Annotated in this window: 25 protein-coding genes and 1 pseudogene; 14 read left to right on the forward strand and 12 right to left on the reverse strand. The window is 69.1% G+C overall.

The window, feature by feature from the left end:
- Positions 1–82: 82 nt before the first annotated feature.
- The 3 genes from AAFO60_RS03040 (at position 83) to AAFO60_RS03050 (ending at position 3,719) form a co-directional block, all read left to right on the forward strand.
- Positions 83–694: a TetR/AcrR family transcriptional regulator gene (locus AAFO60_RS03040; protein ID WP_347954696.1), complete on the forward strand. Its 612-nt coding sequence runs from the start codon at positions 83–85 to the stop codon at positions 692–694.
- Between the two features lie 137 nt (positions 695–831).
- Positions 832–2,055 carry a Glu/Leu/Phe/Val dehydrogenase dimerization domain-containing protein gene (locus AAFO60_RS03045; protein WP_347954697.1) on the forward strand — a complete coding sequence of 408 codons (1,224 nt, stop codon included), beginning with the start codon at positions 832–834 and terminating at the stop codon, positions 2,053–2,055.
- A 68-nt stretch (positions 2,056–2,123) separates the two neighbouring features.
- A complete protein-coding gene (locus tag AAFO60_RS03050) occupies positions 2,124–3,719 on the forward strand; it encodes a thiamine pyrophosphate-binding protein (RefSeq protein WP_347954698.1) in 1,596 nt (531 codons plus the stop codon).
- A 752-nt stretch (positions 3,720–4,471) separates the two neighbouring features.
- Here AAFO60_RS03050 and AAFO60_RS03055 read toward each other — a convergent pair.
- The 5 genes from AAFO60_RS03055 to AAFO60_RS03075 all read right to left on the reverse strand — a co-directional run bounded on the left by AAFO60_RS03055 (position 4,472) and on the right by AAFO60_RS03075 (position 10,769).
- A complete protein-coding gene (locus AAFO60_RS03055; protein ID WP_347954699.1) occupies positions 4,472–5,071 on the reverse strand; it encodes a TetR/AcrR family transcriptional regulator in 600 nt (199 codons plus the stop codon).
- A gap of 108 nt (positions 5,072–5,179) precedes the next feature.
- Entirely contained in the window at positions 5,180–6,340 is a 1,161-nt protein-coding gene (locus AAFO60_RS03060; protein WP_347954700.1) for an acyl-CoA dehydrogenase family protein, read from the reverse strand.
- A 55-nt stretch (positions 6,341–6,395) separates the two neighbouring features.
- Positions 6,396–7,847, reverse strand: a complete 1,452-nt coding sequence (locus tag AAFO60_RS03065; RefSeq protein WP_347954701.1) for an aldehyde dehydrogenase family protein — start codon at positions 7,845–7,847, stop codon at positions 6,396–6,398.
- A 1-nt stretch (position 7,848) separates the two neighbouring features.
- Positions 7,849–8,649 (reverse strand): SDR family oxidoreductase, encoded by an 801-nt coding sequence (locus AAFO60_RS03070; protein ID WP_347954702.1) that lies wholly within the window; start codon positions 8,647–8,649, stop codon positions 7,849–7,851.
- A 65-nt stretch (positions 8,650–8,714) separates the two neighbouring features.
- Positions 8,715–10,769 (reverse strand): acetate--CoA ligase family protein, encoded by a 2,055-nt coding sequence (locus AAFO60_RS03075; protein WP_347954703.1) that lies wholly within the window; start codon positions 10,767–10,769, stop codon positions 8,715–8,717.
- A gap of 135 nt (positions 10,770–10,904) precedes the next feature.
- Here AAFO60_RS03075 and AAFO60_RS03080 point away from each other — a divergent pair, with 135 nt between their 5' ends.
- On the forward strand, positions 10,905–11,780 hold the full coding sequence (locus AAFO60_RS03080; RefSeq protein WP_347954704.1) for a DNA-3-methyladenine glycosylase family protein: 876 nt from the start codon (positions 10,905–10,907) through the stop codon (positions 11,778–11,780).
- A 51-nt stretch (positions 11,781–11,831) separates the two neighbouring features.
- Here the strand turns inward: AAFO60_RS03080 and AAFO60_RS03085 are convergent, their stop codons facing one another.
- The gene (locus AAFO60_RS03085) at positions 11,832–13,340 is read right to left on the reverse strand and encodes an APC family permease (protein ID WP_347954705.1); all 1,509 of its coding nucleotides are present in this window, start codon (positions 13,338–13,340) and stop codon (positions 11,832–11,834) included.
- A gap of 160 nt (positions 13,341–13,500) precedes the next feature.
- On the opposite strand from AAFO60_RS03085, the gene AAFO60_RS03090 reads away from it, so the two are divergent.
- From AAFO60_RS03090 to AAFO60_RS03110, 5 genes and pseudogenes are all read left to right on the forward strand, one after another.
- Complete coding sequence (locus AAFO60_RS03090) at positions 13,501–13,719, forward strand: hypothetical protein (RefSeq protein ID WP_347954706.1); 219 nt, start codon at positions 13,501–13,503, stop codon at positions 13,717–13,719.
- 247 nt (positions 13,720–13,966) lie between these two features.
- Positions 13,967–15,022: a MerR family transcriptional regulator gene (locus AAFO60_RS03095; RefSeq protein WP_432211685.1), complete on the forward strand. Its 1,056-nt coding sequence runs from the start codon at positions 13,967–13,969 to the stop codon at positions 15,020–15,022.
- 124 nt (positions 15,023–15,146) lie between these two features.
- Entirely contained in the window at positions 15,147–15,623 is a 477-nt protein-coding gene (locus AAFO60_RS03100) for a hypothetical protein (RefSeq protein ID WP_432211686.1), read from the forward strand.
- Positions 15,624–15,712: 89 nt separating this feature from the next.
- Positions 15,713–15,898, forward strand: a complete 186-nt coding sequence (locus AAFO60_RS03105; protein WP_424310386.1) for a hypothetical protein — start codon at positions 15,713–15,715, stop codon at positions 15,896–15,898.
- Positions 15,813–16,019: pseudogene (locus AAFO60_RS03110) on the forward strand (IS481 family transposase); the annotation flags it as partial. The gene AAFO60_RS03105 and the pseudogene AAFO60_RS03110, both read left to right, overlap by 86 nt.
- A 5-nt stretch (positions 16,020–16,024) precedes the next feature.
- Here AAFO60_RS03110 and AAFO60_RS03115 read toward each other — a convergent pair.
- Genes AAFO60_RS03115 through ramB form a run of 5 tightly spaced genes read right to left on the reverse strand, consistent with a single transcriptional unit; the run spans position 16,025 to position 19,893 of the window.
- Positions 16,025–16,369: a cupin domain-containing protein gene (locus tag AAFO60_RS03115; protein ID WP_347954709.1), complete on the reverse strand. Its 345-nt coding sequence runs from the start codon at positions 16,367–16,369 to the stop codon at positions 16,025–16,027.
- Positions 16,356–17,168 carry a class I SAM-dependent methyltransferase gene (locus tag AAFO60_RS03120; RefSeq protein WP_347954710.1) on the reverse strand — a complete coding sequence of 271 codons (813 nt, stop codon included), beginning with the start codon at positions 17,166–17,168 and terminating at the stop codon, positions 16,356–16,358. The genes AAFO60_RS03115 and AAFO60_RS03120 overlap by 14 nt, the downstream gene beginning before the upstream one ends.
- 39 nt (positions 17,169–17,207) lie before the next feature.
- Positions 17,208–17,870, reverse strand: coding sequence for a class I SAM-dependent methyltransferase (locus AAFO60_RS03125; protein WP_347954711.1), 663 nt, complete (start codon positions 17,868–17,870; stop codon positions 17,208–17,210).
- 13 nt (positions 17,871–17,883) lie between these two features.
- Entirely contained in the window at positions 17,884–18,417 is a 534-nt protein-coding gene (locus tag AAFO60_RS03130; RefSeq protein ID WP_347954712.1) for a carboxymuconolactone decarboxylase family protein, read from the reverse strand.
- Positions 18,418–18,453: 36 nt separating this feature from the next.
- Positions 18,454–19,893 carry an acetate metabolism transcriptional regulator RamB gene (gene ramB / locus AAFO60_RS03135; protein ID WP_347954713.1) on the reverse strand — a complete coding sequence of 480 codons (1,440 nt, stop codon included), beginning with the start codon at positions 19,891–19,893 and terminating at the stop codon, positions 18,454–18,456.
- Between the two features lie 37 nt (positions 19,894–19,930).
- Between ramB and AAFO60_RS03140 the strand changes: the two genes are divergently transcribed.
- From AAFO60_RS03140 to AAFO60_RS03155, 4 genes are all read left to right on the forward strand, one after another.
- Positions 19,931–20,686, forward strand: a complete 756-nt coding sequence (locus tag AAFO60_RS03140; protein ID WP_347954714.1) for a hypothetical protein — start codon at positions 19,931–19,933, stop codon at positions 20,684–20,686.
- Between the two features lie 370 nt (positions 20,687–21,056).
- Positions 21,057–22,349: an isocitrate lyase gene (gene aceA / locus AAFO60_RS03145; RefSeq protein WP_347954715.1), complete on the forward strand. Its 1,293-nt coding sequence runs from the start codon at positions 21,057–21,059 to the stop codon at positions 22,347–22,349.
- 152 nt (positions 22,350–22,501) lie between these two features.
- The gene (locus tag AAFO60_RS03150; protein WP_347954716.1) at positions 22,502–23,392 is read left to right on the forward strand and encodes a 3-hydroxybutyryl-CoA dehydrogenase; all 891 of its coding nucleotides are present in this window, start codon (positions 22,502–22,504) and stop codon (positions 23,390–23,392) included.
- 274 nt (positions 23,393–23,666) lie between these two features.
- The gene (locus AAFO60_RS03155; protein ID WP_347954717.1) at positions 23,667–24,356 is read left to right on the forward strand and encodes a heparin-binding hemagglutinin; all 690 of its coding nucleotides are present in this window, start codon (positions 23,667–23,669) and stop codon (positions 24,354–24,356) included.
- A gap of 136 nt (positions 24,357–24,492) precedes the next feature.
- Here the strand turns inward: AAFO60_RS03155 and AAFO60_RS03160 are convergent, their stop codons facing one another.
- The gene (locus AAFO60_RS03160; protein WP_347955064.1) at positions 24,493–25,260 is read right to left on the reverse strand and encodes a TetR/AcrR family transcriptional regulator; all 768 of its coding nucleotides are present in this window, start codon (positions 25,258–25,260) and stop codon (positions 24,493–24,495) included.
- A gap of 142 nt (positions 25,261–25,402) precedes the next feature.
- Between AAFO60_RS03160 and AAFO60_RS03165 the strand changes: the two genes are divergently transcribed.
- Positions 25,403–26,620: a DUF445 domain-containing protein gene (locus AAFO60_RS03165; protein WP_347955065.1), complete on the forward strand. Its 1,218-nt coding sequence runs from the start codon at positions 25,403–25,405 to the stop codon at positions 26,618–26,620.
- Positions 26,621–26,645 lie beyond the last annotated feature (25 nt).

Below are 26,645 nucleotides of genomic sequence, written 5' to 3' on the forward strand. Positions count from 1 at the left end.
CTTCAAGGATGCGGTGCGCGTCACACGCTTGTCAAGGCTTGGCGGTTATCACTCCCATTTGTCGGATACCGGGGGCAGTAGCATGTCTGGCGTGTCACGGAATTCCAAGGATGCCGCCGGGCGGCGAGATGCGATTCTCAACGCGACCCTCGAGATCATCGAGGAGAGCGGGATCGACAAGGTGCGCGGCGCCGACGTCGCCAAGCGCGTCGGGGTGAGCGTCGGGCTGATCTTCTATCACTTCGACAACCTCGGAACGCTGATCGCGTCGGCGGTCGAGTACGCGGCCAATCGTGACGTGAAGGCGCTCGACGAGGTGCTCGCCGGCGCCGATCCCGACCCGGAGACGCGGCTGCGTGCCGTGCTGCGCGAGTACGGGCCCACCGGTTCGGCTTTCGGCTGGCGGTTGTGGGTCGAGTCGTGGTCGGCGAGTCTGCGTGATGACCAGTTGCGGAAGCTGGTCGCCGCGCTCGACTCCGGATGGCGTGAGGCGATCGTCGGCATCATCGAGGACGGCGTCGCTCGCGGTGCGTTCACCTGCGCCGATCCCGCCGGGACCGCATGGCGGCTGACCGCCATGCTCGATGGTCTCGCCGTTCAGCACGTCGTCTTCGACGGTGCGATCTCGATCGCGCAGATCGACGACTGGGTCGCCCTGACGGCCTCGCGCGAGCTGGGTCTGCCGGTGGAGTGATCTCCGTGGAGTGATGCCGATGAAGGCTTGCATACTCTTGTGATCGGTGCCATACTGACTAAGTACTCAGTCAAGCGTTGATTCACAATGAGCCTCGACCTCTGCAGTCGGGCCCCGATCCCGTGAGGAGCTTCCACATGTCTCTGACCCTTCCCAACGCACTCGATGCCACCGCCGGCAACCGCGATGACGAGGCCTTCTTCGAAGTGACCTGGCGCGACACCGAGACCGACGCCACCGGCTACGTCGTCATCGACCGCCTGGTGCGCGGCGTCTCGTCGGGCGGTCTGCGCATGCGCGCCGGCTGCACGATCGACGAGGTGCGCGGCCTGGCGCGCGGCATGACCCTCAAGGAGGGCGTCCACTACGAGCCGGGTGCCGCGTACGTGCCGCTGGGCGGCGCCAAGGGCGGCATCGACTTCGATCCGTACCACCCCGACGCCGACGGCGTCCTGCGCCGATTCCTGCAGGCCACCGCCCCGATCATCGCCACCCGCTGGACCATGGGCGAGGACTTCGGCGTGCAGCAGACGACCATCGACGCCCTGCTCCCCGAGGTCGGCCTGACCAGCTCGATCCAGGCCGCAGACCAGGTGGTCGACGATCCGGCCGCCGCGCAGGCTCGCATGGCCACCGCCTTCGGCAGCGTCGTCGACGGCGTGCGACTCGACGAACTCGTCGGCGGCTTCGGCGTCGCCAAGGCCGCACTGGCCGCGATGGCCCGCCGCGACATGGCGCCCGCCGAGACCACCGCCGTCATCCAGGGCTTCGGCTCGATGGGCGGCGCCACCGCACGCTACCTCGCGCAGGCGGGCGTCCGCGTCGTCGGCATCGTCGACGTCGAAGGCGTCGTCTACAACGAGAACGGACTCGACGTCGAGGACCTGCTCCTGAGCCGCAGCGCCAAGGGCAACGTCGATCGCAGCCACCTGCGTCCGGAAGATCAGCAGCTCGACGGATCCAAGTGGCTCTCCCTCGACGCCGACGTGCTGGTCCCGGCCGCCGTCTCGTACTGCATCAACGACGGCAACCAGGATCAGATCCGCGCCCGCCTGCTGGTGGAGGCCGCGAACATGCCGGTGACGCCCGAGGCCGAGGCTCTGCTGACGGCCCGCGGCATCGAGGTCTCGCCCGACTTCGTCGCCAACTCGGCCACCAACGCCTGGTGGTGGTGGGTCTTCTTCGGCGACGTCGACGGCACCCCCGAGCAGTCGTTCCGCAAGATCGAGGACCGCATCACCGCGCTCAGCGACGAGATGTTCGACATCTCCGAGGCCGAGGGCACCTCGCTGCGCGACGCTGCTTTCGAGATGGCTTCGCGCCGGCTCGACGTCATCTCGAGCGACCTGCCCGTCTACTGATCCCCAGGATCGATCTCTCCTGCTGTACCGGCGTCACCGCCACCCCTGCGAAGAAAGACCAGAAGAAAATGTCACCTGTACTCACCACCGGCGGCCAGGCCGTCGTCGATGCTCTCGTCGGGCACGGTGTCGACACTGTTTTCGGCATCCCCGGCACTCACAACCTCGCGATCTACGCGGCGCTGGAGTCCTCGCCGATCAAGCACGTCACCCCGCGGCACGAGCAGGGCGCCGGCTACGCCGCCGACGGGTACGCCCGGCTGTCGGGTCGGCCGGGAGTCGTGGTGACCACCACCGGACCGGCGATCCTCAACGCGGCGGCCTCCGCCGCGCAGGCCTACTCCGACTCGGTTCCGGTCCTCTTCATCGCACCCGGCATGCCGTCGAATCACCCGAGCGGCTACAACGGCCTGCTCCATGAGGTTCGCAGCCAGATCGACGCGATGTCGGCCGTGGTGGCGCACACCCAGCGCGTCACCAGCGTCGAGGAGATCCCGCATGCGGTGGCCCAGTGCTTCGCCGCGATGACCACCGGTCGGCCGCGTCCGGCCTACCTGGAGATCCCGCTGGATCTGCTCGAAGCGCAGGCCGAGGTGACCCCGGAGGCGCCCGTGACGGTGCCGACGATCGTTCCCGCCGAGTCGGTCGTCGCGGCGGCCGCCGAGGTCGTCGCCTCGGCGCAGCGCCCGCTGATCGTCGCCGGCGGCGGCGCCAGCCGGGCCACCGCGCAGGTGCTGGCACTGGCCGAGAAGCTCGACGCGCCCGTCGTCACCACCGCCAACGGCAAGGCCGTGATCCGCGAGGATCACCCGCTGGCGCTGGGGGCGGGCGTGCAGTTGGAGGCCACGCTCGACCTGGTCCGCGACTGCGACGTGGTCGTCGCCGTCGGCACCGAGCTGGCACCCGCCGACTGGTGGTGGGGACCGATGCCGCAGACCCGCCTGGTCCGCATCGACATCGATCCGCTCGCCGTGGCGACCAACGCGATTCCGGAGGTCGCCGTCGTCGGTGACGCCGCGACCGTCGTCGCCGACCTGACCGGCCGGATCGACGCCGCTTCGGGTCGTGCGGAGTCGGGCGCCGACCGCGCAGCGACGTGGCGGGTGCGGTTGTCGGACGATGCGCGCAAGATGGGCGCCGCCTACCTCGGGCTGGCCGAGTCGCTCGCCGAGGTCCTCGACGACGACGCCGTCATCGTCGCCGATCAGTCGATGTCCTGCTACTACGGTCTGATGGGCAACCTGCCGCGCTTCGCGCCGCGGTCGTTCATGTACCCGGCCGGCCTGGGCACGCTGGGGTACTCGCTGCCCGCGGGCATCGGCGCGATGCTGTCGGAGCCGGGCCGCCAGGTGGTCGCGGTGCTCGGTGACGGCGGCGTGATGTTCTCTCTGGCCGAGCTGGCGACTGCGGCGCAGGCCGGCGTGGCGCTGCCGGTCATCGTGGTCGACAACGGCGGCTACGGCGAGATCCGCAACGAGATGCTCGACCGCGACGAGACCCCGATCTCGGTCGACCTGCCGACCCCGGACTTCGCATCCGTGGCCCGCGCGCTGGGCTGCGAGGGCGTCGACGCCGCCTCCTACGCCGAGGTGGGACCGGCCGTGCGCAAGGCCTTCTCGGCCGATCGCCCGACCCTGATCTACGTCCGCGAACCCGCAGTCTGACGCTGATCTGAACGCACTGTGGCCCCCGACCGAAAGGTCGGGGGCCACAGTGCGTTCGACAGCAGCTCGGCACGGCGCGGGCAACGCAGTCTCGATGCGCTTGGCTCCTGTGCTTACTCGCGGCTTGCAGGGTGGTCGAGTAGCCCGCGAACGGAGTGAGCGAGTGTATCGAGACCCGGGTGCGGATCGTCTCGATGCGCTCCTGCGTTTACTCGACAACCCTGGGGAGGGGGTTTGCGGGCCCGTCAGGGTGGTCGAGTGTATCGAGGCCCGGTGCGGTGCGGATCGTCTCGATGCGCTTCGTCGCTGCGCTCCTGTGCTTACTCGACAATCCTGGGGGCGCTTACTCGACAATCCTGGGGAGGGGGTTTGCGGGCCCGTCAGGGTGGTCGAGTAGCCCGCGAACGGAGTGAGCGAGCGTATCGAGACCCGGTTCGGATCGTCTCGATGCGCTTCGTCGCTTCGCTCCTGCGCTTACTCGACAATCCTGGGGAGGGGGTTTGCGGGCCCGTCAGGGTGGTCGAGTAGCCCGCGAACGGAGTGAGCGAGTGTATCGAGACCCGGGTGGTGGTGTGGATCGTCTCGATGCGCTTCGTCGCTTCGCTCCTGCGCTTACTCGACAACCCTAGGGGTGCGCTTACTCGACAACTCTAGGGGCGCTTACTCGACAACCCTAAGGGGCGCCTACTCGACAACCCTGGGGACGCTCACTCCATAACCCCGCGGCAGGGTCTCGCAACTCGGGGACTTGATCAGGAGGCGGCGCAGATCGAATCGATGTAGCCGTTGAGGCGGGCGTGCATCGCTTCGAGGGGCATGGCGGGGGAGTTCATCAGGTGCTGGATGCTGACGCCGTCGACCAGGGCGACGATGACGTCGGCGAAGGCGGCGGCGTCACCTGCGACGATGACGTCGCGGTGCTGACCGGCGACGATCAACTCGTGGACCAGGGAGCGCCAGCGACCGTAGAGGCGGGCGTTGATCTCCTGCAGGCTCTCATCGCGCATCCCCTCCGACCACAGCTCGGCCCACACCCGCCAGGCCTGCGTGGAACTGCCGCCAGCGGGCAGATAGCCCGCGGCGAGGGTGCGCAGTGCGGCGACGGGGTCGTCGCCGGCCGCGTCGAGGACGTCCAGTCGGCGCTGCAGCGACTCCTCGAAGTTCAACGCGAAGGCAGCGGTCACGACGTCGCGTTTGGTCTCGAAGTAGTAGTGGATGGTGCCCGACGAGACGCCCGCGCAGGCGGCGACGTCGGCCAGGCGCAGTGCGGCGAGACCGCGGTCGGCGATCACCTCGCACGCGGCGGTCAGGATCTGGTCGCGGCGTTCACGCGCTGCGGCGGCACGGGGCATGGCGGGGTTCTCCTTGCAGGATTCTCATCAGACGACTCACCCCGCAACGCCGACGGCGATGCGGGGTGAGTCGGTTTCAGCGGGATCGAACTGTCACCCGGGCGGGCGTCAGTCGAGGTTGCGCGAGATGACCAGCTTCATGATGTCCGAGGTGCCCTCTTCGATCTCCTCGAGCTTCACATCGCGCATCCACTGCTCGACGGGGAACTCGCGCGAGTAGCCCCAGCCGCCGAGCGTCTGGATGGCCGCGTGGGTGACGAACATGGCGGTCTCGGACGCGTGCAGCTTGCACATCGCGGCCAGTCCGGTGGCGCGCTGACCGCTGTCCAGGACGCGGGCGGCGTGGTGCACCATCAGGCGCGAGGCCTCGATGCGGGTGGCCATCTCGGCCAGGCGGAAGGCGACGGCCTGGTGCTCGATGATCGGCTTGCCGAACTGCTTGCGCTCGCGGGCGTAGTCGAGGGCGAACTCGTACGCGGCACGGGCGGCGCCGACGGCGGCCGCGCCCAGCACGACGCGGGAGATGTCGAAGGTGCCCATCAGGCCGTAGAAGCCCTGGCCCTCGTCGCCCAGACGGTCCTCCTCGGGAATGAAGACATCGTCGAAGAAGATCTCGCGGCAGACGATGGCGCGCTGGCCCATCTTCTTCATCGGCTCACCGAAGGTGACGCCGGGGGTGTCCTTCTTGAACAGGAACGCGGTGACGCCGCCGGACCGCTTGGTCTTGTCGGTCTTGGCGAACACGACGTACTGCTCGGCGGCGCCGGCGTTGGAGATCCACGCCTTCTGGCCGTTGATCTTGTAGCCGCCGTCGACCTTGGTCGCCGAGGTGATGATCGAGGCCGCATCCGAACCCGAGCCCGGCTCGGTGGTCGCCAGCGAGGTCATGACGGCGTCGGGGCCGGTGGTGGGGCGCAGCCAGCGCTGCTTCTGCTCCTCGGTGCCGAGCACCATCAGCGGATCGGAGAAGAAGCCGTTGGAGCAGACGAGGTTGCCGATGCCGGGGTCGCCCCAGCACAGCTCCTCCTGCACCAGGCACTGGGTGAAGATGTCGGTCATGCCGCCGCCGCCGTACTCGGTGGGGATCATGAAGTCGGCGATGCCGACCTGCGCGGCCTTGCGGAAGATGTCGACCGGGGTGACGGTGTCGGCCTCGTCGACCTCGCGGCCGCGGGGACGGATCTCCTTCTCGGCGAAGTCGTGGCAGAGTTCGATGATCTGCTTCTGCTCGTCGGTCAGCGGGAACGCGGGGATGTTGACGTTCGTCATGGGAGTGCCTTTCGGGTCGTGCGTGAAGTAGTGGGGGTGCTCGGGAGGGAGCGGGTTACAACTGGATGCTGGTGATCTCGGTGAACTCTTCGAGGCCGACGGGTCCGAGCTCGCGGCCGAGTCCGGACGACTTCCAGCCGCCGAACGGTGCGCGCGGATTGAACTCGCCGCCGTTGACGTCCACCTGACCGGTGTCGAGACGGGAGGCGACGGCGATCGCCCGGTCGGTGTCGCCCGACCACACGGCGCCTGCCAGCCCGTACTCGCTGTGGTTGGCGAGTGCGACGGCGTCGTCGTCTCCGTCGTGCGGGAGCACCACGATCACCGGACCGAAGATCTCCTCGAGGACGGCCGGGTCGTCGGCCGGCAGATCGGCGAGGATCGTCGGCGCCACGTAGTGGCCGGTCTCCAGGCCCTCGGGGGTCTGCGAACCGCCGCACACGACGCGGGCGCCGCGGGCGACGGCCTCGTCGATCATGGTGACGATCGAGTTCTTCTGGTCGGCCGAGACGACCGGACCGAGGTCGGTGTCCTCGTCGCGGGGATCGCCGAGCTTCAGCGCGGCGACGGCGTCGGCCGCTAGGGTGAGCGCGTCCTCGTAGCGGGCGCGCGGCACCAGCAGCCGCGACCACGCGCTGCACGTCTGACCCGAGTTCAGCAGGCCGGCCGCAACGCTGGCCGGGATCGCCTCGGCCAGGTCGGCGTCGTCGAGGACGACGCTGGCCGACTTGCCGCCCAGCTCCAGGCAGGCGCGCTTGATGTTCTGCGCGGCCACGGTGGCGATCGTCTTACCGACCCCGGTCGACCCGGTGAAGGAGATGACGTCGACGCCCGGGTGCTCGGTCAGCGCCGAGCCGATCACGCGGCCCGGGCCCGGAACCAGGGAGAAGACGCCGGCGGGCAGGCCCGCGGCGACGGTCGCGTCGGCGAACAGGTACGTCGACAGCGGCGTCAGTTCGGCAGGCTTGACGACGATCGGGCAGCCGGCGGCCAGCGCCGCGCCCGCCTTGGCGACCAGCTGATACAGCGGATAGTTCCACGGCGTGATGGCGCCGACGACTCCGGCCGCACGACGCAGCAGCGTCGAGTTCCCGAGCTGGGTGCGCCAGGTGAAGGTGCGGGCCAGTTCGGCGAAGTCGGCCATGATCGTGATCGCCAGGTCGACGTGGACTTCGCGGGCCACCGCGATCGGCGCACCGACCTCGGCGACGATCGCGTCGACCAGCTCGTCGCGACGCTCGCGCAGCTGCTCGACGAGGGCGTCGAGCAGATCGGCGCGCTCGGCTGGGGCGGTCTGACTCCAGCCGGGCAGGGCGGCGCGCGCACCGGCGACGGCGGCGTCGACGTCGGCGGCCGTGGCCGAGCCCGACGTGCCGACCTGCGCGAGAGTCGCCGGGTCGAAGACCGGCGAGGTCTGCGCGCACCGCTGCCAGACGCCCGCGATCAGTGCGGAGTCACGCTGCCACGACGCGCCGGCGTGCGCGGGGGTGGATTCGATGAGGGTCATGTCAGTCCACCGTGTAGATCGACTTGCCGAGCCACTGGCCGCCGTCGGTGACCAGCAGGTCGCCGGTGACGTATGCGGAGCGGTCCGACATCAGGAACGCGGCCGACTCGGCGACCTCGTCGGGGGTGGTGAACCGGCCGGCGGGCACCGACGACATCACGCGGGCGCGCGCCTCGTCGGTGGGCCACAGTGCGGCGCCGGCGCCCTCGGTCTCGGTGGGGCCGGGGACGATGCAGTTGATGCGGACGCCGCGGTCGGCCCATTCGACGGCCAGCGTGCGGGTCATCGCGACGATGCCGCCCTTGGCCGCGGCGCTGTGCACGGTGCCGGGGTGGCCGTGCCAGGCGTAGCTGGCGATGACGTTCAGGATGTTGCCGCGGCCCGCAGGCAGCATGTGCCGCGCGGCGGCGCGGGTGCAGTGGAAGGTGCCGTTGAGGACGATGTCGATGACGGCCTTCCAGCCGTTCGCCGACATGTTCTCGGCCGGTGCGACGAAGTTGCCCGCGGCGTTGTTGACCAGTGCGTCGATGCGACCGAAGCGCTCGGCCACACCGTCGATCGCCTCGTCGACGGCGGCGGAGTCACGGACGTCGCACGAGATGGCGATGGCCTTGCCGCCCGCGGCCTCGGCCCGGGCGACCGTCTCGGCGAGCGGCTCGGGGCGACGGCCCACGACGGCCACGGTGCCTCCGGCCTGCGCCCAGCGGACGGCGATCGACCGACCGATGCCCGAACCACCGCCGGTGACGACGGCGACGCGGTCGGTGAACTCGGTGTTCAGGTCGATAAGGGGAAGCGACATCGGGTTGCCTTTCGGGTTGGTGTCTCGGGGGATCGGGATCGAGGGACGGGGGTGGGACGGGGACGTCACGGTGCGACGTCGGTGACGATCAGCGCATCGAGGGCGATCACGCCGGTCGGCGTCACGCGCACCGGATTGAGTTCGACTTCGGTGATGCGGGGGTCGGCGGCGGCCAGACGCGAGACCGCGGCGACCGTCTCGGCGAGGGCGGCGACGTCGGTGGCCGGCTTGCCGCGCCACCCGGCGAGGAGCTTGTGGGCCTTGAGCCGGGAGAGCATCGCGGTGGCCGTCTCGGCGTCCACCGGCGCGGCCTCCATGACGACGTCGGCGTACACCTCGGTGGCGACGCCGCCGGTGCCGACGGTGATCGTGACGCCCAGGTCGGGGTGACGCTGGCAGCCGATCAGCATCTCGACACCGTCGGGTCGGGTGTCCATCTGCTCGAGGACGTAGTCGCCGTCGCCGAGCCGCGCGTGCATCTCGTCGAATGCGGCGACCGCCGCGTCGGCGTCGGCCAGGCCGACCACGACGCCGCCGTGCTCGCTCTTGTGCTCCAACCAGCCGGCCTTCAGGACCAGCGGTCCGGTCAGCTTCGCGGCGGCGGCGACCACGGCGTCGCGGTCGGTGACGAGCGCGCCGTCGGGGAAGGCGACACCCCCGGCGAGCAGGGCGGCGCGGTCGTTCCAGTAACCGGAGCCGGCGAGCTCGGCGGCGGCGTCGGCGACCGTCAGATCGCGGGTGGTCGCGCTGTTGACCGCGGCACCCGAGAGGGCGCGCAGCAGCGGCTCGACGGTCCCGAAGGTCGGCACGCCGGCGGCCCACAGGGCGTCGGCGACCGGTCCGGTGGCGACCATCGAATGCACGTACAGCGGCTTGCCCGCGTCCTTCGCGGCGGCCGCGAGTGCGGCGGCGAGCGCGAGTTCGGTGTCCATCAGGTCCGGGTTGTCGGCGCCGTAGCAGCCGAAGTAGCCGGTCAGAACGGCCGCGTCGACGCCGGGGTCGGCGATCGCCAGGGCCGCGGCGCGCACGTAGTTCTCCAAGTCGGCCTCGCCGGCGCCGGCCAGGTCGACGGGATTGCTGACGGCGGCACCGGCGGGCAGCAGCGCCTCCAGTGCGGCCGCGGCGGCCTCACCCAGCGCCGGGACGGTGAGTCCGTAGTCGGCGGCGCGGTCGGCGGCGATGCCGCACTGTCCGCCGCTGTCGCCGACGACGACGATGTTGCGGCCGGTCGGGACGGCGCCCGCGGTGAGGGTGCGCGCCACGTCGATGACCTCGGCCGGCGAGTCGGCGCGCAGGATGCCCGCGGCGCGGCAGGCGGCGTCGACGACGTCGGTCGGTGCGGTCAGCGAGCCGGTGTGCGAGCGGGCGAGGCGGCTGCCCGCGGCGCTGGATCCGACGGTCAGCAGGATGGTCGGCTTGCCCGCGGCGCGCAGCGCGCGCACCGCGTCGAAGACCGCGTCGCCGCCGTCGAACGACTCCAGGTACAGGACCACGACTTCGGTGGCCTCGTGGTCGATCAGGTCGGCGAGCAGTTCGGCCGCCGAGACGTCGCTCTGGTTGCCGATCGAGACGAACCGGGAGACGCCGATGCCGTTGATCTCGCCGAGGCGGGCCAGTTCGCTGCCGAGCTGACCGCTCTGCGAGACGATCGCCATGGAACCCGGGGTGAAGGTGCCCCAGCTGAGGTCCAGCTCGCCGACGGCGTCGAAGATGCCGAGGCTGTTGCTGCCGACCAGCCGGGCGCCGGCGGCGCGGATGCGGTCGGCGATCGCGTCCTCGTCCTCGATGCCCGCGGTGATGCCGAGGAAGCCGCGCACGCCCATCGCCAGCGCTTCATCGACGACGGCGCCGACCATCGGGCCGGGCACGCACAGTGCGACGAGCTCGGGGGCCTCGTCGAGGTCGGCGAGGGAGGCGACGCAGGCGTGGCCCAGGATGTCGCCGCCGCGGCCGTTGACCAGGTGGACGTCGCGCCGGTGTGCGCCGTTCAGGGCGCCGGCCGCCAGCCAGTATCCCCACTTGGCGCGGTTGGCGGAAGCGCCGACGACGGCTACCGAGCGGGGGTCGCTGAACACCGAGAGCCCGGACTGGACCGACGGGGTGAGGACGGGACTGTTCATGTGACCACCTTCTTCGCTACTGACTGATTACTCAGTTAAGAACTATGACGGCAGTTGGCGCGTGTGTCAAGTCACAAACCCGAACTGCTGTGATCGGGACTCGCAGCGCCCGTGTCACGCAGGCAGAATGGGGCGGTGACGCAGTCTCGGAGGATCGTTGCGGTGGACCCGCGGTCGTTGCGCGCCACGCTGTCGGTGCACCGGCGCGGCAGTGGTGATCCGGCGTATCGCGTCGCGCCCGACGGCTCCGTGTGGCGCGCGGTCCACACCCCCGACGGCCCGGGGACGATCACCGCGGCTCCGCAGGATCGCGCGGTGGCGGTCCGCGCCTGGGGGCCGGGGGCCACCTGGCTGCTCGACGCGGCGCCGGGGATGCTGGGCGCGCTCGACGAGCCGTCGCGCCTGGCGGCGCACGACGAGGTCGTCGAACGGCTGCTCGCCCGCGTCGGACGCCCGCGGATCGGGCGGACCGGCCGTGTCTGGGAGGCGCTGGTGGCCTCGATCATGGAACAGAAGGTGGTGGGCACCGAGGCCTACCGGGCCTGGCGGTATCTGCTGACCCGCTACGGCGACCGCGCGCCCGGGCCGGTGCCCGCCGACATGCGGGTGCCGCCGCCTCGGGGCCGTTGGCGCGACATCACCGAGGCGGACTGGCATCGCAGCGGGCTGGAGCCGGCGCGGGCGCGCACCATCCGCGCCGCGGCGACGGTCGATGTGGAGAGCGCGGTGGAACGACTGGAGGTCCTGCGCGGCGTCGGGCCGTGGACGGCCGCGCACACTCGGATCCGAGCGGTCGGCGATCCCGATGCGGTCCCGGTCGGCGACTACCACACCCCGTCGGTGGTGGGGTCGGCCCTGATCGGTCGGCGCGTCGACGACGACGGCATGCTGGAGCTGCTCGAACCGTACCGGGGACAGCGCTACCGGGTGGTCCGCCTGTGTGAGCTCGGGGCGGGCATGCCCGAGCGCCGCGGGCCGCGGATGTCGGTCCGCGACTACCGCTCGATGTGAAACGGCCCCGCGGCCTGAACGCCGCGGGGCCGAATCATCGGTGGGGAGAGGTCACCGGGTGGTGACGGGCTCGTCCGCCGTCGGCCGATCGAACTCGGTCAGATCCACCTCGGTCACTGCGGCGGCGTCGACCTCGGCGTCGGTCTGCCGGTCGGTCTCGCCGATCTGGCGGGCCACCTCGGGCTTGCGCGCCTTGAGATAGGCGTAGCCGCCGATGATCGCGATGACCGCGACGAAGAAGATGATCGCGACCCAGAACTTGGCACCCTGCGGGAACGGGTTGAAGGAGTTCCAGTAGATCAAGCCCGAGCCGAAGGCGGCGAGCACGGTGGAGACGGCGATGCCGAAGCCCAGGGTGCGGGTCTTCATGGCGTACCAGCCGGCGGCCAGGACAGTCGCGCCGTACGACGCCACCAGCATGTAGCCGGCGAAGGTGCCGAGCAGCGCGTAGGTGGTCGTGGCGCGGGCCAGCAGGGCGCCGAGCACGGCGACGACCACGTAGAGGGTGCCGATGGCGAGCACGGCGGTGCGGGGCGTCTTGTGGACGGGGTCCACGCCGGACAGCGCCTTGGGCAGCATGCCGTCGCGCGCCATCGTGTACACGGTCCGGCTGGTGCCCGCCATGATGCCGAGGGTGGAGCCGAAGAAGCTGATGGCCACGCCCGGGTCGATCAGGTGCGCCAGCCAGCCGACGCCGTAGCGCTGGGCGAGGACGTCGAGGGGTGCGTTGAGCGCGTCCTCGATCGACAGGTCGCGGAAGCCCAGGACGATGATGTACGTGCCGATCAGGTAGAGCAGGCCGCATGCCGACACCGAGCCGATCACGGCGAGGCTGATCGCGCGCTTGGGGTTGCGGGCCTCACGACCGAGGGTGACCGCATGGTCGAAGCCGGCCATCGAGAAGACCGAGAATCCGGCGACGGCGAGCACCGCGGTCAGCGAGAAGCCGCTGAAGTCGAACTGGCGACCGTCGATCGGGCCGCCCGGGACACGGAAGACGATGACGACCATGAGCGCCACGATCACGATCACGGTGAGGAACTCGATCAGCAGCAGCAGCTTGGCCGAGAGCTTCACCTCGCGCAGCGAGAGCGCGGTCACCGCGACGGCGATCAGCGCCGAGCAGCCGGCGAGGATCCACGGGTTGTACGGCACGCCGAGCTTGCGCAGCCAGGCGTCGAGGTAGATCGCCGCACCGAGCACGCACGCCGGACCCGACACGAGCGAGGACGCCAGGTGGGCGAACATCACGAAGAAGCCGGGCCCGCGGCCGGCGGCGCGGGTGGTCAGCCCGTAGATGCCGCCGGTGGTGGTGAATCGTTTGGCCAGCCACGAGATGCCGCCGGCGAAGCCGAGGACCAGCACCGACGTGACCGCCCAGGTGATCCAGCTCAGGGCGCCGACCTGCGACATGATGACGCCGATCGCCAGGGCCAGGGTCGACGCCGGGGCGAGGATGCCCAGCGCGACGCCGAAGACCGCCCACAGCGGGAGGACGCCCTGCGGCAGAGATTCGTCGGTGGTTGCGGCTGCCTGCGGCGCGCCGGGGGATGAGGACATCAAGACTCCTTGCTTCTTAACTGAGTGATCAGTTAAGAAGCGATAGTGAGTCATGCCACGGGCGATGTCAAGCCGTGCTGCGAATCACGAAGTCAGACAGGCGGACCGGCATAACGGACATGCCTGATGGTCAGAATCGCTCGTCGATCGGACGAATGACGTGGCGAACGTGCTCAGAATGTCGGATGTGCCGGGTATGGTGCCGCACGTGCTGCAAGACCAGGAAGGGGATGTCCCCCATGTGCTGACACATCCCATGCAGGAGCCACGGTTCGTGCAGCCGACCCTCGGTCGGATCGCCGTCGGTGTCTTCCTCGGCAACCTGATGACCGGTGTGGTCGGCGGCATCGTGTGGTTCATCGTCGGTGTGATGAGCTGATAGTGGCGTGATATCCCCGTATCCAGCAAGGACAGCGGCCGCGGCCACGACGGCGATCGCAGCCATCGTACATATCGAGCCCGAGCAGAACCGGGCACACTTTCGGGGTCGAGGAAGATTACTCTCGCCGACCTCCGGACTGGATTCACGAATCTCCGAGGCCGCGCGGTCGCTGTGGCCGGCAAGAAGGTTGTTGACGGCTGGCGGGGGTTGACCTTCGAGTTGGTTGAGGCCTCACAATGTTCGGGTGATGGACCCGGAGTTGATGTCGATCGGTGCGTTCGCCAAACGAGTCGGACTGACCGCGAGTGCGTTGCGGTTCTATGACGATGCGGGTCTGCTTCGTCCCGAACGGATCGACCCGCTGACCAACTACCGGTTCTACAGTGAGTCCCAGGTGACGTGCGCTTCGCAGTTGCGGGGGCTGCGAGAGATCGGGATGCCACTGCCCGCGATCGGCCGCTTCTTCGACGCCGGCCCGGCAGAGGCTGCGGGGCTCATCGACGAGCACGTGGCCAAGGTCGCCGCAGATGCCGACGCGGTTCATCAGAGGGCAGCAACACTCAAGGCGTCACTTACTGAGAACGCCCACCTCATCCTCGGCGTCCTGTCAGGTCCGGTCCTTGCGGCTGCTGTCGACCAGGTCTTGGTCACCACCACTCACGACCCCGAGGTTCCGGTCCTGGCAGGGGTCCGGCTGGAAGCAGAACCCGATGCGATCTCATTGACCGCCACCGATCGCTACCGCCTCGCGACGCGGACATTGGTGCCCACCCAGGCGTCGGCTGCTTCGTGGGCAGGCACGCTGGTCGGAGACGACCTCCTCGCCATGATGTCGCGGCTTCGGAGAAGCCCTTCCGTGACGTTGGAGGCAGCCGAGCATGCCTTGGCCTTCGGTTTGGCTGACGGCACCACGGCCTATTGCCGGCTCCTGACCGAGGTGTTCCCGGACTACAGGCTGCTGATCGTCTCGCTCGCGGCGGTGACCCATCGAGTGACGATCCAGGCGCAGCGGTTCCTCAAGGCGCTAGAGCAAGCACCCGCGAGGATCGGATTGCGGATCTCGGCCGGCCGGCCGAGTCTCGTACTGCCTGAGGCCGTCATGGCTCTCGACGGCACCGCGACGGGAACCGATCTGACGCTGTGGTTCGAGCTGACCACGTTGTATCCCGCGGTGAGCCACGCCCTCGGTGCCGACGTGATGCTCGATCTTCGCGGTCCTGACCAGCCGGCCACCGTCCGCTCAGCCAACGACGGCGACCTGACCACGCTCGTCATGCCCTGTCGAGCCGGTCCGTCCTGACGAAGGAACCCCAACAACCTGAACCGACGCCGCGACGCCGCCTCGACGAGCTCGTTCGCTTACCGAAGATGACAAGGACTGCACCGATCTCATGACCGATACTGCCGCGACACCCGACCCGACAATGGAAGCGATCGGCAACGCCGTGGTACTCGGACGCGAAGGAGACCCCGAGCTGGCTCGGCGCGACCTGCTAGCGCTCTGGCGTCAGATCGGAGTCGCGGGCGACCCGTTCCACCGCTGCGCGCTCGCTCACTACGTGGCTGACCTCTACGAGGAACCGGCAGTGGCTCTCATCTGGGACGTCCGCGCACTCGATGCCGCCGACGCCCTCACCGACGAACGCGCCAAGCAACACCACGCCACACTCCAGGTGGCCGGGTTCTACCCAAGCCTCTACCTCAACATCGCCGACAGCCTCCGCCGGTTGGGCGCGTTCGAAGCCGCCGCCGAACACATCAACAACGCCCAGCAGCACATCTCGGCGTTGTCCGATGACGCCTACGGCATCACGATCCGTACGGCGATCGGCGAGGTTCGCGAGGCCATCGAGAACCGCGACATTGCCCGCCGGGCGTCCGCACCCGGCGCAGCCCGGTGACCCACAAGAACGCACCCCTGACTCCTGAAGGTCGCAAACGGCTCATCCAACGGCGTCGCACCCGTCCGATCGCTCACGTCGCGGCCGAGATGCGGATTTCTCGCGCAACCGCCTCGAAGCGGGTCAACCGCTACCGGCGCTACGGCGACATCGGGCTGCTCGACCGCGCGTCCACGCCCCATCGCCAACTCGCACGCCCGCGTTTGGTTCGCCGCCCACGGGATCACCCACATCGAGCGGATCGTCACCGACAACGGAGCCTGCTGTCGAGCTGAAGCATTCGCCCGAGCCCTGTTCGGGTCCCGGCATCAGCGGATCACGCCGTACACGCCTCGCCACGACGGGAAAGTAGAGCGCTACAACCGGATCATCTCCGAGGAGTTCCTCTATCGCCGATCCGCTCAGTTCCCGTGAACGACGATCAGCGTGACGGCCCCGTCGGTGACCGCCTGCAATGAGTGCGGCACCCGTGCGTCGACGCGGATCGCGGTGCCCGGCTCCAGTCGGACGGTGGTGCCCTCGACGGTGAAGTCGATGTCGCCGAACTGCCCCAGGACGACGATCGGATGGGCCGCGATGTGTTCGGCCATCACCTGGCCCGCGCGGAACGACAGCCGGACTACGGTCTCGCTGTCGCTCTTGTGGATCCGCTTGATCGCCGGCTTGGTGCCGCTGTCGGCGGTGTTCGGGGCGTTCAGCCCGGTCAGGTAGCTGAACGTCGCCGGCGTCAGGTCAAGCTGCGTCATCGGGCTTCCTCGCAATCACTTCAATGGCGGCCATCTCGTCGCTGTACTTGGTGAACACGCTACGCATGGCGAGGATCCGTTTGCGCGCGGCGGCGTTTCGCAGCACGTTCAGCACGATCTTCAGGGTGCCGACCACACCCTCGTCGGCGATGACCCGGCGCGTCTCGAGCAGGGCCATCGGTGCGAAGTCGACCTTCTCGACGATGAAGCCCGACTGCTCCAGGATCGCGCGCCACTCGGCTTCGGTGAGCGGACGTGCGTTCACCTTGATCGAGCGCGCCAGCGCCTTGCGGATCTCGGTCTTAGCGTCGTCCGACAGGGTGTCCGGATGCAGCGACAGCTCGTGGATCGCGTACCGGCCGCCGGGACGCAGGACGCGGAAGGCCTCCTCGATGATGGCGGTCTTGCCGCGGTCGGTCTGCATCGTCAGCATGGCCTCGCCGACGACGGCGTCGGCGCTGGCCGCCTCGAGTCCGGTCGCGTCGGCGTCGCCGTGACGGACCTCGCCGCGGCCGGCGACCGCCTGCTCGGTCAGTGCCACCGCCTGGGGGTCGGCCTCGACGCCGACATAGCTGTTCGGCCCGATCGCCAGAATGTCCTTCGCGGTCTTGCCGAGGCCCGGTGCCAGCTCGACGACGTCTGCGCCCGCCAGCGACGCGTCGGCCAGCAGCTTCTCGGTCAGTTCGAGCCCGCCCGGGCGCAGGACCCGCTTGCCCATTCGCGCCAGCAGCCAGTGGCCGGGCAGGTCCTCGTCTTTACGTCCCTGGAAGGGGAGGGTTCCGGCGGTCGTATCGGGCATGGCTACTCCTAATCAACGAATCATGCTGCATTGATTAGGTTAGCCTTGGGTTGGTTCGGTGCCAAGGGGGCGACGGGCGTGCAGATACTGCCCGATTCCGGTGATCGTCTGCTCGACGTGCTCGAGCCCCAGCGACTCCAGTCTCATCAGCAGTTCGTGTCGGCCGAAGATGCGGAGCCCGGACAACCCGGCCATCGCCTCGGCTCCGGGGAGTGCGGCGATCGACGCTCGGACCGAGGTGAAGACGATCAGTTCGCCGCCGGGCTTGAGCACCCGCGCCATCTCGTCGAGCACCGGCAGCGGATCGGGAATCAGATACAGCGCCGCCAGACACATCACGGTGTCGAACGAGCCGTCCGGAAAGGGCAGCCGGTGCGCGTCGGCCCGCAGGTAGGTGAGTCGGGGGTCGGGGTGTCGGCGTCGAGCCTCGGCCAGCATCGCGGGAGAGAAGTCCAGGCCCACATAGCGTCCGTCGCCGGTCAGCCCGGCCGCGGCGTCGGCGCTGTAGTTGCCCGGCCCGCAGGCGAGGTCGAGCACCATCTGATCGCTCGGTCGGGCCAGGTACGCGCGCAGGGCGCGGTCGTAGTCGGCGGTCGCCGAGCCGCCCAGGCTGAACGCACGGGTGAACACCGGGCGCCACAGCCGCTCGTAGATCTGTGAGAAGGCCGGGTTGCCCATCAGCCGCTGGGCGATCGACGTCATCGCGCGCGGCCGATCAGAACTCGTCGCGCGCGATGCGCAGCGCGGTGATGGTGGTCGCGAGCATGTCGTACTGACCCACCAGCAGGGTGAAGGCGATCGCCTGGCGTTCCGACAGGTGCCTGCGCAGTGCGTCCCAGGCGGCGTCGTCGAGGTCGCGGTCGGCGACGAGCTGGTCGGCGGCGCGCAGCAGCGACCGCTCGCGGTCGCCCCACCCCGCGTCGGGGCCGTCCAGGATGTCGGCGAAGGCCTCCGCGTCGATGCCGACGCGGGCACCGAGCCGACGATGGTGATCGAGCTCGTAGTCGCAGCCGCGCAGGTGGGCGACCCGGATGATGATCATCTCGGTGTCGCGGCGGGACAGCTCGCCCAGCGGCATCAGGCGCGCGGAGAAGTGCAGCCAGCCGCGGAACAGCCCCTTGCTGCGCCCGAGCGTGGCGAAGATGTGCGGGTTGTCGGTGCCGGTCGCCAGCCCCATGGCTCGGACGATCAGCCAGTTGATCGGTCCCAGCTGGGCCGGCCTCCCGGGACTCACGCGCGGTGTGCTCATGCGGTCACGGTAGACCACCTCGCCGCCCCGCGGGGGTCACGACGTGGTGTACGGCGAGACGGTGCTGCGGTGCTCCTCCAGGTGCAGGGTGACCCCGAGCGGCGGAAAGGCGCGCTGGGGGCAGTTCTGCCGATCGCACACGCGGCAGCCCGCGCCGATCGGGGTGGCGCGGGCGTTGGTGCCGAGCTCGAGGCCGTCGGAGTAGATCACGCGGGGGGCGTGCCGCAGCTCGCAGCCCATGCCGATGGCGAAGGTCTTGCCGGGCTGCCCGAAGCGAGCGGCGCGTCGTTCGACGGTGCGCGAGACCCAGAAGTACTCGCGGCCGTCGGGCATCTCGGTGATCTGAGTCGAGATCTTGCCCGGCGAACCGAAGGTCTCGTACACGTTCCACAGCGGGCAGGTGCCGCCGGAGGTGGAGAAGTGGAAGCCGGTCGCGGACTGACGCTTGGACATGTTTCCCGCCCGGTCGACGCGCACGAAGGTCCACGGCACCCCGCGCATGCTGGGCCGCTGCAGGGTGGACAGGCGGTGGCAGATGGTCTCGTAGGAGAGCGCATAGAACGCCGACAGCCGTTCGATGTCGTAGCGGAAGTCCTCCGCCAACCCGTGGAACTGGCTGTACGGCAGCACGGTCGCCGCGGCGAAGTAGTTCGCCAGGCCCAGGCGGGCCAGGGTCACCGCGTCGGGCGTGGTGTAGTTGGCGGCCTCGACGAGCTCGTCGATCAGATCGCCGAACTCGAGGAAGCCGAGCTCGGCGGCGATCTTCATGGAGCGCTGCCCGGGGGAGAGCGACGCGGAGAACTCGATGAGCCGCGCCTCCGGGTCGAAGCGGTGCAGCACGTTGTCGCCGAGGTCGACGCGGCGCACGATGCGCACACCGTGGCGGTCCTCGAGTCGGGAGGTCAGGGCGGCGCGCAGGTCGGCGGCGTGCATGCGCATCCGCGAGGTCAGACTCTCGGCGGCCTCGTCCAACTCGTGGATGTAGTTGCGCCGCTGGTAGAAGAAGTTCCGCACCTCCTCGTGCGGTGCGCTGATGGCGCCGCGCTGCTCGGCGTCGCCGCGGCCGGAGGTCACGGCGGCGAGCTGCTCGGTGGCGATCCGGTAGTGCCGGTGGATGGCGGCCATCGCTTCGGCCAGCGGTCGGTGCGAGGCGACGAAGTCGGCCACCTCGACGCTGTCGCGGGCGGCCTGCGCGATGTCGAGGTCCTCGTCGAGGAGCGCTTCGCGGAGCTCGGCCACCAGGCGCACGTCGTCTTGCGGATCGAAGAAGTCGATGTCCAGGCCGAAGGCCTCGGTGATCTTCGCCAGGACCGATCCGGTCAGCGGACGGTTGTCGTGCTCGATCTGATTCAAGTACGACGCGGAGATCCCCAGCATGCCTGCCAGTGCCTGCTGCGACAGCCCGCGGTCGGCCCGCAGCCCGCGGATCCGGCTGCCGACGAAGATCTTCTTGCCGCCGGATTGCTGGCTGCTCATCGCTGACCTGTCCTCCTGCAGCGGGTACGGTGCCGGTGTGCTCCGCTCCATTGTGTCCCGCGTGCCGATGTTCCGCGTCCGAGTGTCCGGCACAGCGGTGGGGGCGGCGGTCGTCATGCTCGCGGTCGGCTGCGGATCCGGCGAGACGGCCGAACGCCCGCTGACCGATCTGCCGCTGACCGTTGAGCAGCTGCCCGCCGGATTCTCTGCGGCTCCGATGCAGTTGGACGACCTGATCGGGGCCAACCGGCGCGCCCTGGAGGCGTCGCGGACCGTCCGGTTCAGTCCGGCCGTGTGCGCGCCGACCGCCGACGCCGCCTTCAACCCCCGGCTGACCGAGGACAACTCGGTGCTCGTGGTCGGGAGGTCGGACGACGCGACCCTCAGCGAACTGGTCTCGACGGTCCGGCGCGACATCGACGCGGACCGGCGGGCGACGACCGGGCCGTGCGCGGTGGTGACCGCGGTGCCGAGCACCGGGACGCTGGCCGGGGCCAGTGTCGTCACGACGACCACCGAGCTGGCGGCGCCGCGCGACCCGGCGGTCGAGCAGGCCTACGTGACGCGCAGCGAGTCGACGACCACGCTGCCCGACGGCCGGCTGCGGGCCCGGACCGGACTGATGGGCGTGGCTCTCGTCCGCCGTCCGAACGGTGAGACGGTGACCGTGCAGCTGGGGTTGGCGGGGACCGAGCGCGGTGTCTCGGCCCAGGAGCGACAGGCGCCCGCACCCGTCGCCGACGGTGACTTCGTGCGCCTGATGGACGACGCGGTGAGCCGCGCCGCCGGGTGAATCGGCGGCTTCCGGGAGCGACCCGCACACGGCCCGATGTGAAGTGCGACACATTTGGGCCCGGCGGGAGCCTCGCCTGCCGTCGCGGGCCGGTCGTGCGCCCGCCGCGCCGCCGCTCGAGGTTTTCCCAGTACGCGCGTACTTTTTAGCGAGCGGCTAAGCCGTACGCGCGTACTGATATTTGCAAGATTTGCAAAACTTGCGAGTAACCTGGCCTCGATTAACACCGTTCAAGGGCTGGACCTGGGACTTTGGGTTGTGGCAACCTGATGGCAGGCATCGCCTCAAGGTGTCAACCGGTTCGCAATCCGGGTTGATCCTTAAACCCTCAAAGCACTGCGATCGAGCAGTTCTAACGAAAGCGAAGGCTATGAGCAACGTCGGAAAGCCACGTACCGCCGCCGAGATCCAGCAGGACTGGGACACCAATCCCCGCTGGAAGGGCATCAAGCGCGATTACACCGCCGAGCAGGTCGCTGAGCTCCAGGGCAACGTCATCGAGGAGCACACCCTCGCTCGCCGCGGCGCCGAGATCCTGTGGGAAGGCGTCACCAAGGGTGACGACAGCTACATCAACGCCCTCGGTGCACTGACCGGCAACATGGCCGTTCAGCAGGTCCGCGCGGGCCTCAAGGCCATCTACCTGTCCGGCTGGCAGGTCGCCGGTGACGCGAACCTCTCGGGTCACACCTACCCCGACCAGTCGCTGTACCCGGCCAACTCGGTTCCGGCCGTCGTCCGTCGCATCAACAACGCGATGCTGCGCGCCGACGAGATCGCCCGCGTCGAGGGTGACGACTCCGTCGACAACTGGGTCGTGCCGATCGTCGCCGACGGTGAGGCCGGCTTCGGTGGCGCGCTCAACGTCTACGAGCTGCAGAAGGCCATGATCGCCGCGGGTGCCGCCGGTACCCACTGGGAGGATCAGCTGGCTTCGGAGAAGAAGTGCGGCCACCTCGGTGGCAAGGTGCTCATCCCCACCCAGCAGCACATCCGCACCCTGACCTCGGCTCGCCTGGCCGCCGACGTGTCCAACACCCCGACCGTCGTCGTCGCCCGCACCGACGCCGAGGCCGCCACCCTGATCACCTCGGACGTCGACGAGCGCGACCGTCCGTTCATCTCGGGTGAGCGCACCTCGGAGGGCTTCTACCACGTGCAGAACGGCATCGAGCCGTGCATCGCCCGTGCCAAGGCCTACGCACCGTACGCCGACCTGATCTGGATGGAGACCGGCAAGCCCGACCTGGCCCTCGCGAAGCAGTTCGCCGAGGCCGTCAAGGCCGAGTACCCGGACCAGCTGCTGGCCTACAACTGCAGCCCGTCCTTCAACTGGAAGCAGCACCTGGACGACGACACCATCGCCAAGTTCCAGAACGAGCTCGGCGCGATGGGCTTCAAGTTCCAGTTCATCACCCTGGCCGGCTTCCACGCCCTCAACTACTCGATGTTCGACCTGGCCTACGGCTACGCTCGCGAGCAGATGACCGCGTACGTCGACCTGCAGGAGCGCGAGTTCGCTGCTGAGGCCCGCGGCTACACCGCCACCAAGCACCAGCGCGAGGTCGGCGCCGGCTACTTCGACCGGATCGCCACCACGGTCGACCCGAACACCTCGACCGCAGCCCTGAAGGGCTCGACCGAAGAGGGCCAGTTCCACTAGGAACTCGACCCGATCCTCGTTCGACGAGGTCGATCAGCGCATGACGAACCCGGGGCACTCCGGTGGGGTACCTACCCCGAGTGCCCCGGGTTCGTTGCGTTCCACCGAAGTCTCGCCGCACCGTCGGCGCCGCACCGCACAGGAGTCCGGACATGGCAACCGCGAAGACGTCCCGCGTCGGCATCGTCGGCGCCGGTCAGATGGGCTCCGGTATCGCCGAGGTGTCGGCGCGTGCCAACGCCGACGTGCTCGTCTTCGAGAGCAACCGGGAGCTGATCGTCGCGGGCCGGGCCCGGATCCTGCGGTCGCTCGACCAGGGGGTCAGCAGCGGCAAGCTCACCGAGCGCGAACGTGAACAGGCGTCGTGGCGGCTGCGTTTCACCTCCGACCTGCGCGACTTCGCCGATCGCCAGCTGGTGATCGAGGCGGTCGTCGAGGACGAGGCCGTCAAGACGGGGATCTTCCGCGACCTCGATCGCATCGTGACCGACCCGACCGCGGTGCTGGCGTCGAACACCTCGTCGATCTCCATCGCCGACCTCGCCGCCGCGACCGCGCACCCCGAACGGGTCCTCGGCATGCACTTCTTCAACCCGGTCCCGGTCCTGCCGCTGGTCGAACTGGTCGCCGCCCCGTGCACCGCGGCCTCGGCCGTCGAGCGCGCGGAGGCCTTCGCCTACGACGTGCTCGGCAAGCAGGTGGTCCGCTCGGCGGACCGGTCGGGGTTCGTCGTCAACGCACTGCTGGTGCCGTACGTGCTGTCGGCGGTGCGGATGGTCGAGAGCGGTTTCGCGAAGGCCGAGGACATCGATAAGGCGATGGTGCTCGGCTGCGCGCATCCGATGGGGCCGCTCAAACTCGCCGACCTCGTCGGCCTCGACACCGTCAAGGTCATCGCCGAGAAGATGCTCGAGGAGTTCGAGGAGCCGCTGTACGCTCCGCCGCCGCTGCTGCTGAAGATGGTCGCCGCGGGCGACCTGGGCGCCAGAACCGGGCGCGGCTTCTACCGATACGACGAGAGCGCAGCGACCCCGACGCCCTGAGAGCGCCACAAGTGTTTGCTGAAGCAAACCTTCAGGCTCCGCGGCATGGGCACTTTAATCGTTAGATTCAAAGGTTTTGCTAGCAGTGCGCTAAATGCCTTGACCTGGATTGATTCTGGAACCAAATCGGTAACCGCAGGTTAACGACGATTTTGTTGCATTTGAAACTACTTCTTTCCCAGTGACCTCGAACACTATGACGCGTCAAGCGCTAGCTTTTGTTAGCACGGTGTTGCACACTGGTAGTGCAAGTTAAAGCAAGCAAGGAGTTGCAATGAGCACCGCCGAACGTACTTTCCCCACCCCGGTCTACGCAGTCGTCGGCGCCGGCGACGTTGCCGTCCAGGAAGTCAAGGATGTCCTCGCCGAGCTGAAGACCCGCGCGCAGGCGTCTCGTGAGCGCACGCAGACTCGTCTGGACGAGACCCGCAGCCGGTTCACCGAGCTGCCCACCGAGTTCCCGAGCATCGAGGACATCCGCGCCAAGCTGACCGCCGACGAGCTGCGCAAGGTCGCCGAGCCGTACCTCGAGGCCACCACCGGCCTGTACAACTCGCTCGCCGAGCGCGGCGAGAGCGCCGTGGAGCGCCTGCGCCAGACCCCGTACGTCGAGGAGAACCTCGCTCGCGTCGAGAAGGCCTACAACGACGCCGTCGACCTGACCGAGGACGCCCTGGGCGCCGTGTCGTCGCAGACGCGCGCCGTCGGTGAGCGTGCCGCCGCACTGGCCGGCCGTGCCGCCGACCGCGTCGAGGACGCCGCAGTGGCCGCCGATGAGGTCTCGGAGAAGCTGCAGGAGCGCGCTGCCGACATCGAGCAGGCCGGCGCCAAGGCCAAGGCCGACGCCGATGCCGCAGCCGCCAAGGTGAGCGCCACCACCGTGCGCAAGCCGGCCGCCAAGAAGGCCACCCCGGCCAAGAAGGCCGCCCCCGCCGCCAAGAAGGCCACCCCGGAAGCCAAGTAAGCGGCTTCTGACGAACGCGGCCCCGGCACTCGCTCGAGTGTCGGGGCCGCGTTCGTCGTCTCGCAGGTGACGGGGTCCGGGTGGCAGTGTGTCGCCAGTCGGGGTGTCGCCAGTCGAGGTCCGGCCAGTGGGGGCGTCAGTCGGTGGGCGGGAACTGCGGCGGGTCGGCTGCGAACCGATCCGGGTCGCCGCCCGCGGTCACGATCGCCACGACCCCGCCCCACACCATCATCGTCAGCTCGTCGGCCAGGGCCTGCGGAGTCCGATCGGGGACCGCGATCCATTCGTCCACCGCGAGCGTGATCCCACCGACCATCGCCCTGGCCCAGGTGCCCGCACCGCGGGTGTCCGCACCGCGGGCGGCCAGGCGGGCTTCGAGGGTGGACTCGAGAGCGCCCGCGAAGATCTTCTCGGCGTCGGCGACCACCGGGCGGGCGCCCGACGGTCGGGCCATGGTGAACCGATAGACGTTGGGATCGGAGGCGACGGTCTCCACGTACACCGTGATCACCGCGCGGACGAGCCGATAGTCGCCGATGTCGCCGGACAGTTCGGCGATCAGCCGCGGCATGATCGTCGTCTCGACATAGGCGAGCGTCACCGCCGCGGCCAGGTCGTTCTTGTCGGCGAAGTAGCGGTAGAGCACCGTCTTCGAGACGCCGATGTGCCGCGCGATGTCATCCATCCCGGCGTCGGGGCCCAGGGCGCGGACCGCCTCGATGGTCCCGGACGTCAGCTCGCTGCGACGCTGCTGCTTGTGCTTCTCCCATCGCTGCTTGCGGCCGTCGGAGGCGACGGCTCCGACGGCGGGCGTCAGGATCCGCTGCTCCAGTTCGCGAGTCAGGATCGCGGCAGCATTGACCGCCGCGCGTGCGGCGCTGGTGGGAGTCGGCGGGTTCGGCATCACCTGGAAACACTAGTAGTTCGTGCGGAACACTGGACGGGTGTCGTCAACCTTGGACAATCGGGCGAAGCCGCCCGCATCGCCCGCCGTCCCCGCCGGACTGGCCGAAGGCGATGCAAAACGTGCCCGTGACCTGCGCAGGATGAAGACGGTCGCCACCGCGCTGCTGCTCACGGCGGCTGCCATCTACTTCGTCATGCGATGGCTCGAGCATCGTGACGGGGCCGATGTCGCGGCGTGGGTCGGGTACGTCCGGGCCACCGCCGAGGCCGGGATGGTCGGTGCGCTCGCCGACTGGTTCGCCGTCACGGCGCTGTTCCGGCAGCCGATGGGTCTGCCGATCCCGCATACCGCGTTGATTCCGCGGAAGAAGGATCAGATCGGCGATCAGCTCGGCGGGTTCATTCAGGAGAACTTCATGACGCGCGAGGTGGTCGAGACGCGCGTGGAGTCGCTCGACCTCCCGCGCCGGGTGTCGACCTGGCTCGCCGATCCGGCCAACAAGCCCCGGATCAACGACGAGGTCTCGCGCGTGTTCAAGCTCTGGTCGGAGATGCTCCGCGACGAGGACGTCGAACAGTTCATTCAGGCCGTCCTCAAATGGGCGGCCGAGCCGCTGTGGGCGCCGCCGGCCGGACGCATCCTGGAACAGCTGGTGGCCGAGGACCGGCTCGAACCGGTGATCCAGCTGGCGTGCGACCGCGCCCACGACTGGGCGCTCGGCAGCCAGTCGCTGATCGATCGCGTGGTCGATCGCGACGGTCCGGCATGGACTCCGAGATTCGTCAACCAGCTGGTCGGCGACAAGATCTACCGTGAGCTCACCGAGTTCACCTACAAGGTGCGCGACGACCCGCAGCACGAACTGCGCCTGGCGATGGCCCAGTTCGTCGCGGACTTCGCACAGGAGCTGCAGCACGACGACGCCACCATCGCCAAGTTCGAGAACATGAAGATCGAACTGCTCGGCCGCGACGAGGTCACCGGGGCGGCGTCGACCGCCTGGCAGGCGGGCAAGGCGGTCATCGAGCAGATGCTCGACGATCCGTCGTCCACGCTGCGGACCTCGCTCTCGGACGCCGTCGTGCAACTCGCCCAGCGGATCCGCGACGACCAGCCGCTGCAGGCCAAGATGACCGGCTGGGCGGTGCGTGCCGCACGTCACGTGGCCGACAACTACTCCACCGAGATCATCTCGGTGATCACCGAGACGGTGCGAGGCTGGGACGCCGAGGAGACGAGCCGGAAGATAGAACTGCAGGTGGGGCGGGACCTGCAGTTCATCCGCATCAACGGCACCGTCGTCGGTTCACTGGCCGGGCTGACCATCTACACGGTGTCGGTGCTGCTGTTCTCCTGAGACGGCGCTTGCATCTGCTAGCGCG

The organism is Gordonia aichiensis (assembly GCF_039946255.1).
GTDB classification, from domain to species: Bacteria; Actinomycetota; Actinomycetes; order Mycobacteriales; family Mycobacteriaceae; genus Gordonia; species Gordonia aichiensis_A.

Bases quoted from the DNA above. Each gene is read 5' to 3' on its own strand.
- aceA (WP_347954715.1), top strand. From the start codon at position 21,057: ATGAGCAACGTCGGAAAGCCACGTACCGCCGCCGAGATCCAGCAGGAC.
- AAFO60_RS03040 (WP_347954696.1), top strand. From the start codon at position 83: ATGTCTGGCGTGTCACGGAATTCCAAGGATGCCGCCGGGCGGCGAGAT.
- AAFO60_RS03055 (WP_347954699.1), bottom strand. From the start codon at position 5,071: ATGCCCCGTGCCGCCGCAGCGCGTGAACGCCGCGACCAGATCCTGACC.
- AAFO60_RS03155 (WP_347954717.1), top strand. From the start codon at position 23,667: ATGAGCACCGCCGAACGTACTTTCCCCACCCCGGTCTACGCAGTCGTC.
- AAFO60_RS03075 (WP_347954703.1), bottom strand. From the start codon at position 10,769: ATGAACAGTCCCGTCCTCACCCCGTCGGTCCAGTCCGGGCTCTCGGTG.
- AAFO60_RS03050 (WP_347954698.1), top strand. From the start codon at position 2,124: ATGTCACCTGTACTCACCACCGGCGGCCAGGCCGTCGTCGATGCTCTC.
- AAFO60_RS03085 (WP_347954705.1), bottom strand. From the start codon at position 13,340: ATGTCCTCATCCCCCGGCGCGCCGCAGGCAGCCGCAACCACCGACGAA.
- AAFO60_RS03160 (WP_347955064.1), bottom strand. From the start codon at position 25,260: ATGCCGAACCCGCCGACTCCCACCAGCGCCGCACGCGCGGCGGTCAAT.
- AAFO60_RS03120 (WP_347954710.1), bottom strand. From the start codon at position 17,168: ATGCCCGATACGACCGCCGGAACCCTCCCCTTCCAGGGACGTAAAGAC.
- AAFO60_RS03130 (WP_347954712.1), bottom strand. From the start codon at position 18,417: ATGAGCACACCGCGCGTGAGTCCCGGGAGGCCGGCCCAGCTGGGACCG.
- AAFO60_RS03070 (WP_347954702.1), bottom strand. From the start codon at position 8,649: ATGTCGCTTCCCCTTATCGACCTGAACACCGAGTTCACCGACCGCGTC.
- ramB (WP_347954713.1), bottom strand. From the start codon at position 19,893: ATGAGCAGCCAGCAATCCGGCGGCAAGAAGATCTTCGTCGGCAGCCGG.
- AAFO60_RS03125 (WP_347954711.1), bottom strand. From the start codon at position 17,870: ATGACGTCGATCGCCCAGCGGCTGATGGGCAACCCGGCCTTCTCACAG.
- AAFO60_RS03105 (WP_424310386.1), top strand. From the start codon at position 15,713: ATGCGGATTTCTCGCGCAACCGCCTCGAAGCGGGTCAACCGCTACCGG.
- AAFO60_RS03150 (WP_347954716.1), top strand. From the start codon at position 22,502: ATGGCAACCGCGAAGACGTCCCGCGTCGGCATCGTCGGCGCCGGTCAG.
- AAFO60_RS03045 (WP_347954697.1), top strand. From the start codon at position 832: ATGTCTCTGACCCTTCCCAACGCACTCGATGCCACCGCCGGCAACCGC.
- AAFO60_RS03065 (WP_347954701.1), bottom strand. From the start codon at position 7,847: ATGACCCTCATCGAATCCACCCCCGCGCACGCCGGCGCGTCGTGGCAG.
- AAFO60_RS03100 (WP_432211686.1), top strand. From the start codon at position 15,147: ATGGAAGCGATCGGCAACGCCGTGGTACTCGGACGCGAAGGAGACCCC.
- AAFO60_RS03060 (WP_347954700.1), bottom strand. From the start codon at position 6,340: ATGACGAACGTCAACATCCCCGCGTTCCCGCTGACCGACGAGCAGAAG.
- AAFO60_RS03115 (WP_347954709.1), bottom strand. From the start codon at position 16,369: ATGACGCAGCTTGACCTGACGCCGGCGACGTTCAGCTACCTGACCGGG.
- AAFO60_RS03165 (WP_347955065.1), top strand. From the start codon at position 25,403: ATGAAGACGGTCGCCACCGCGCTGCTGCTCACGGCGGCTGCCATCTAC.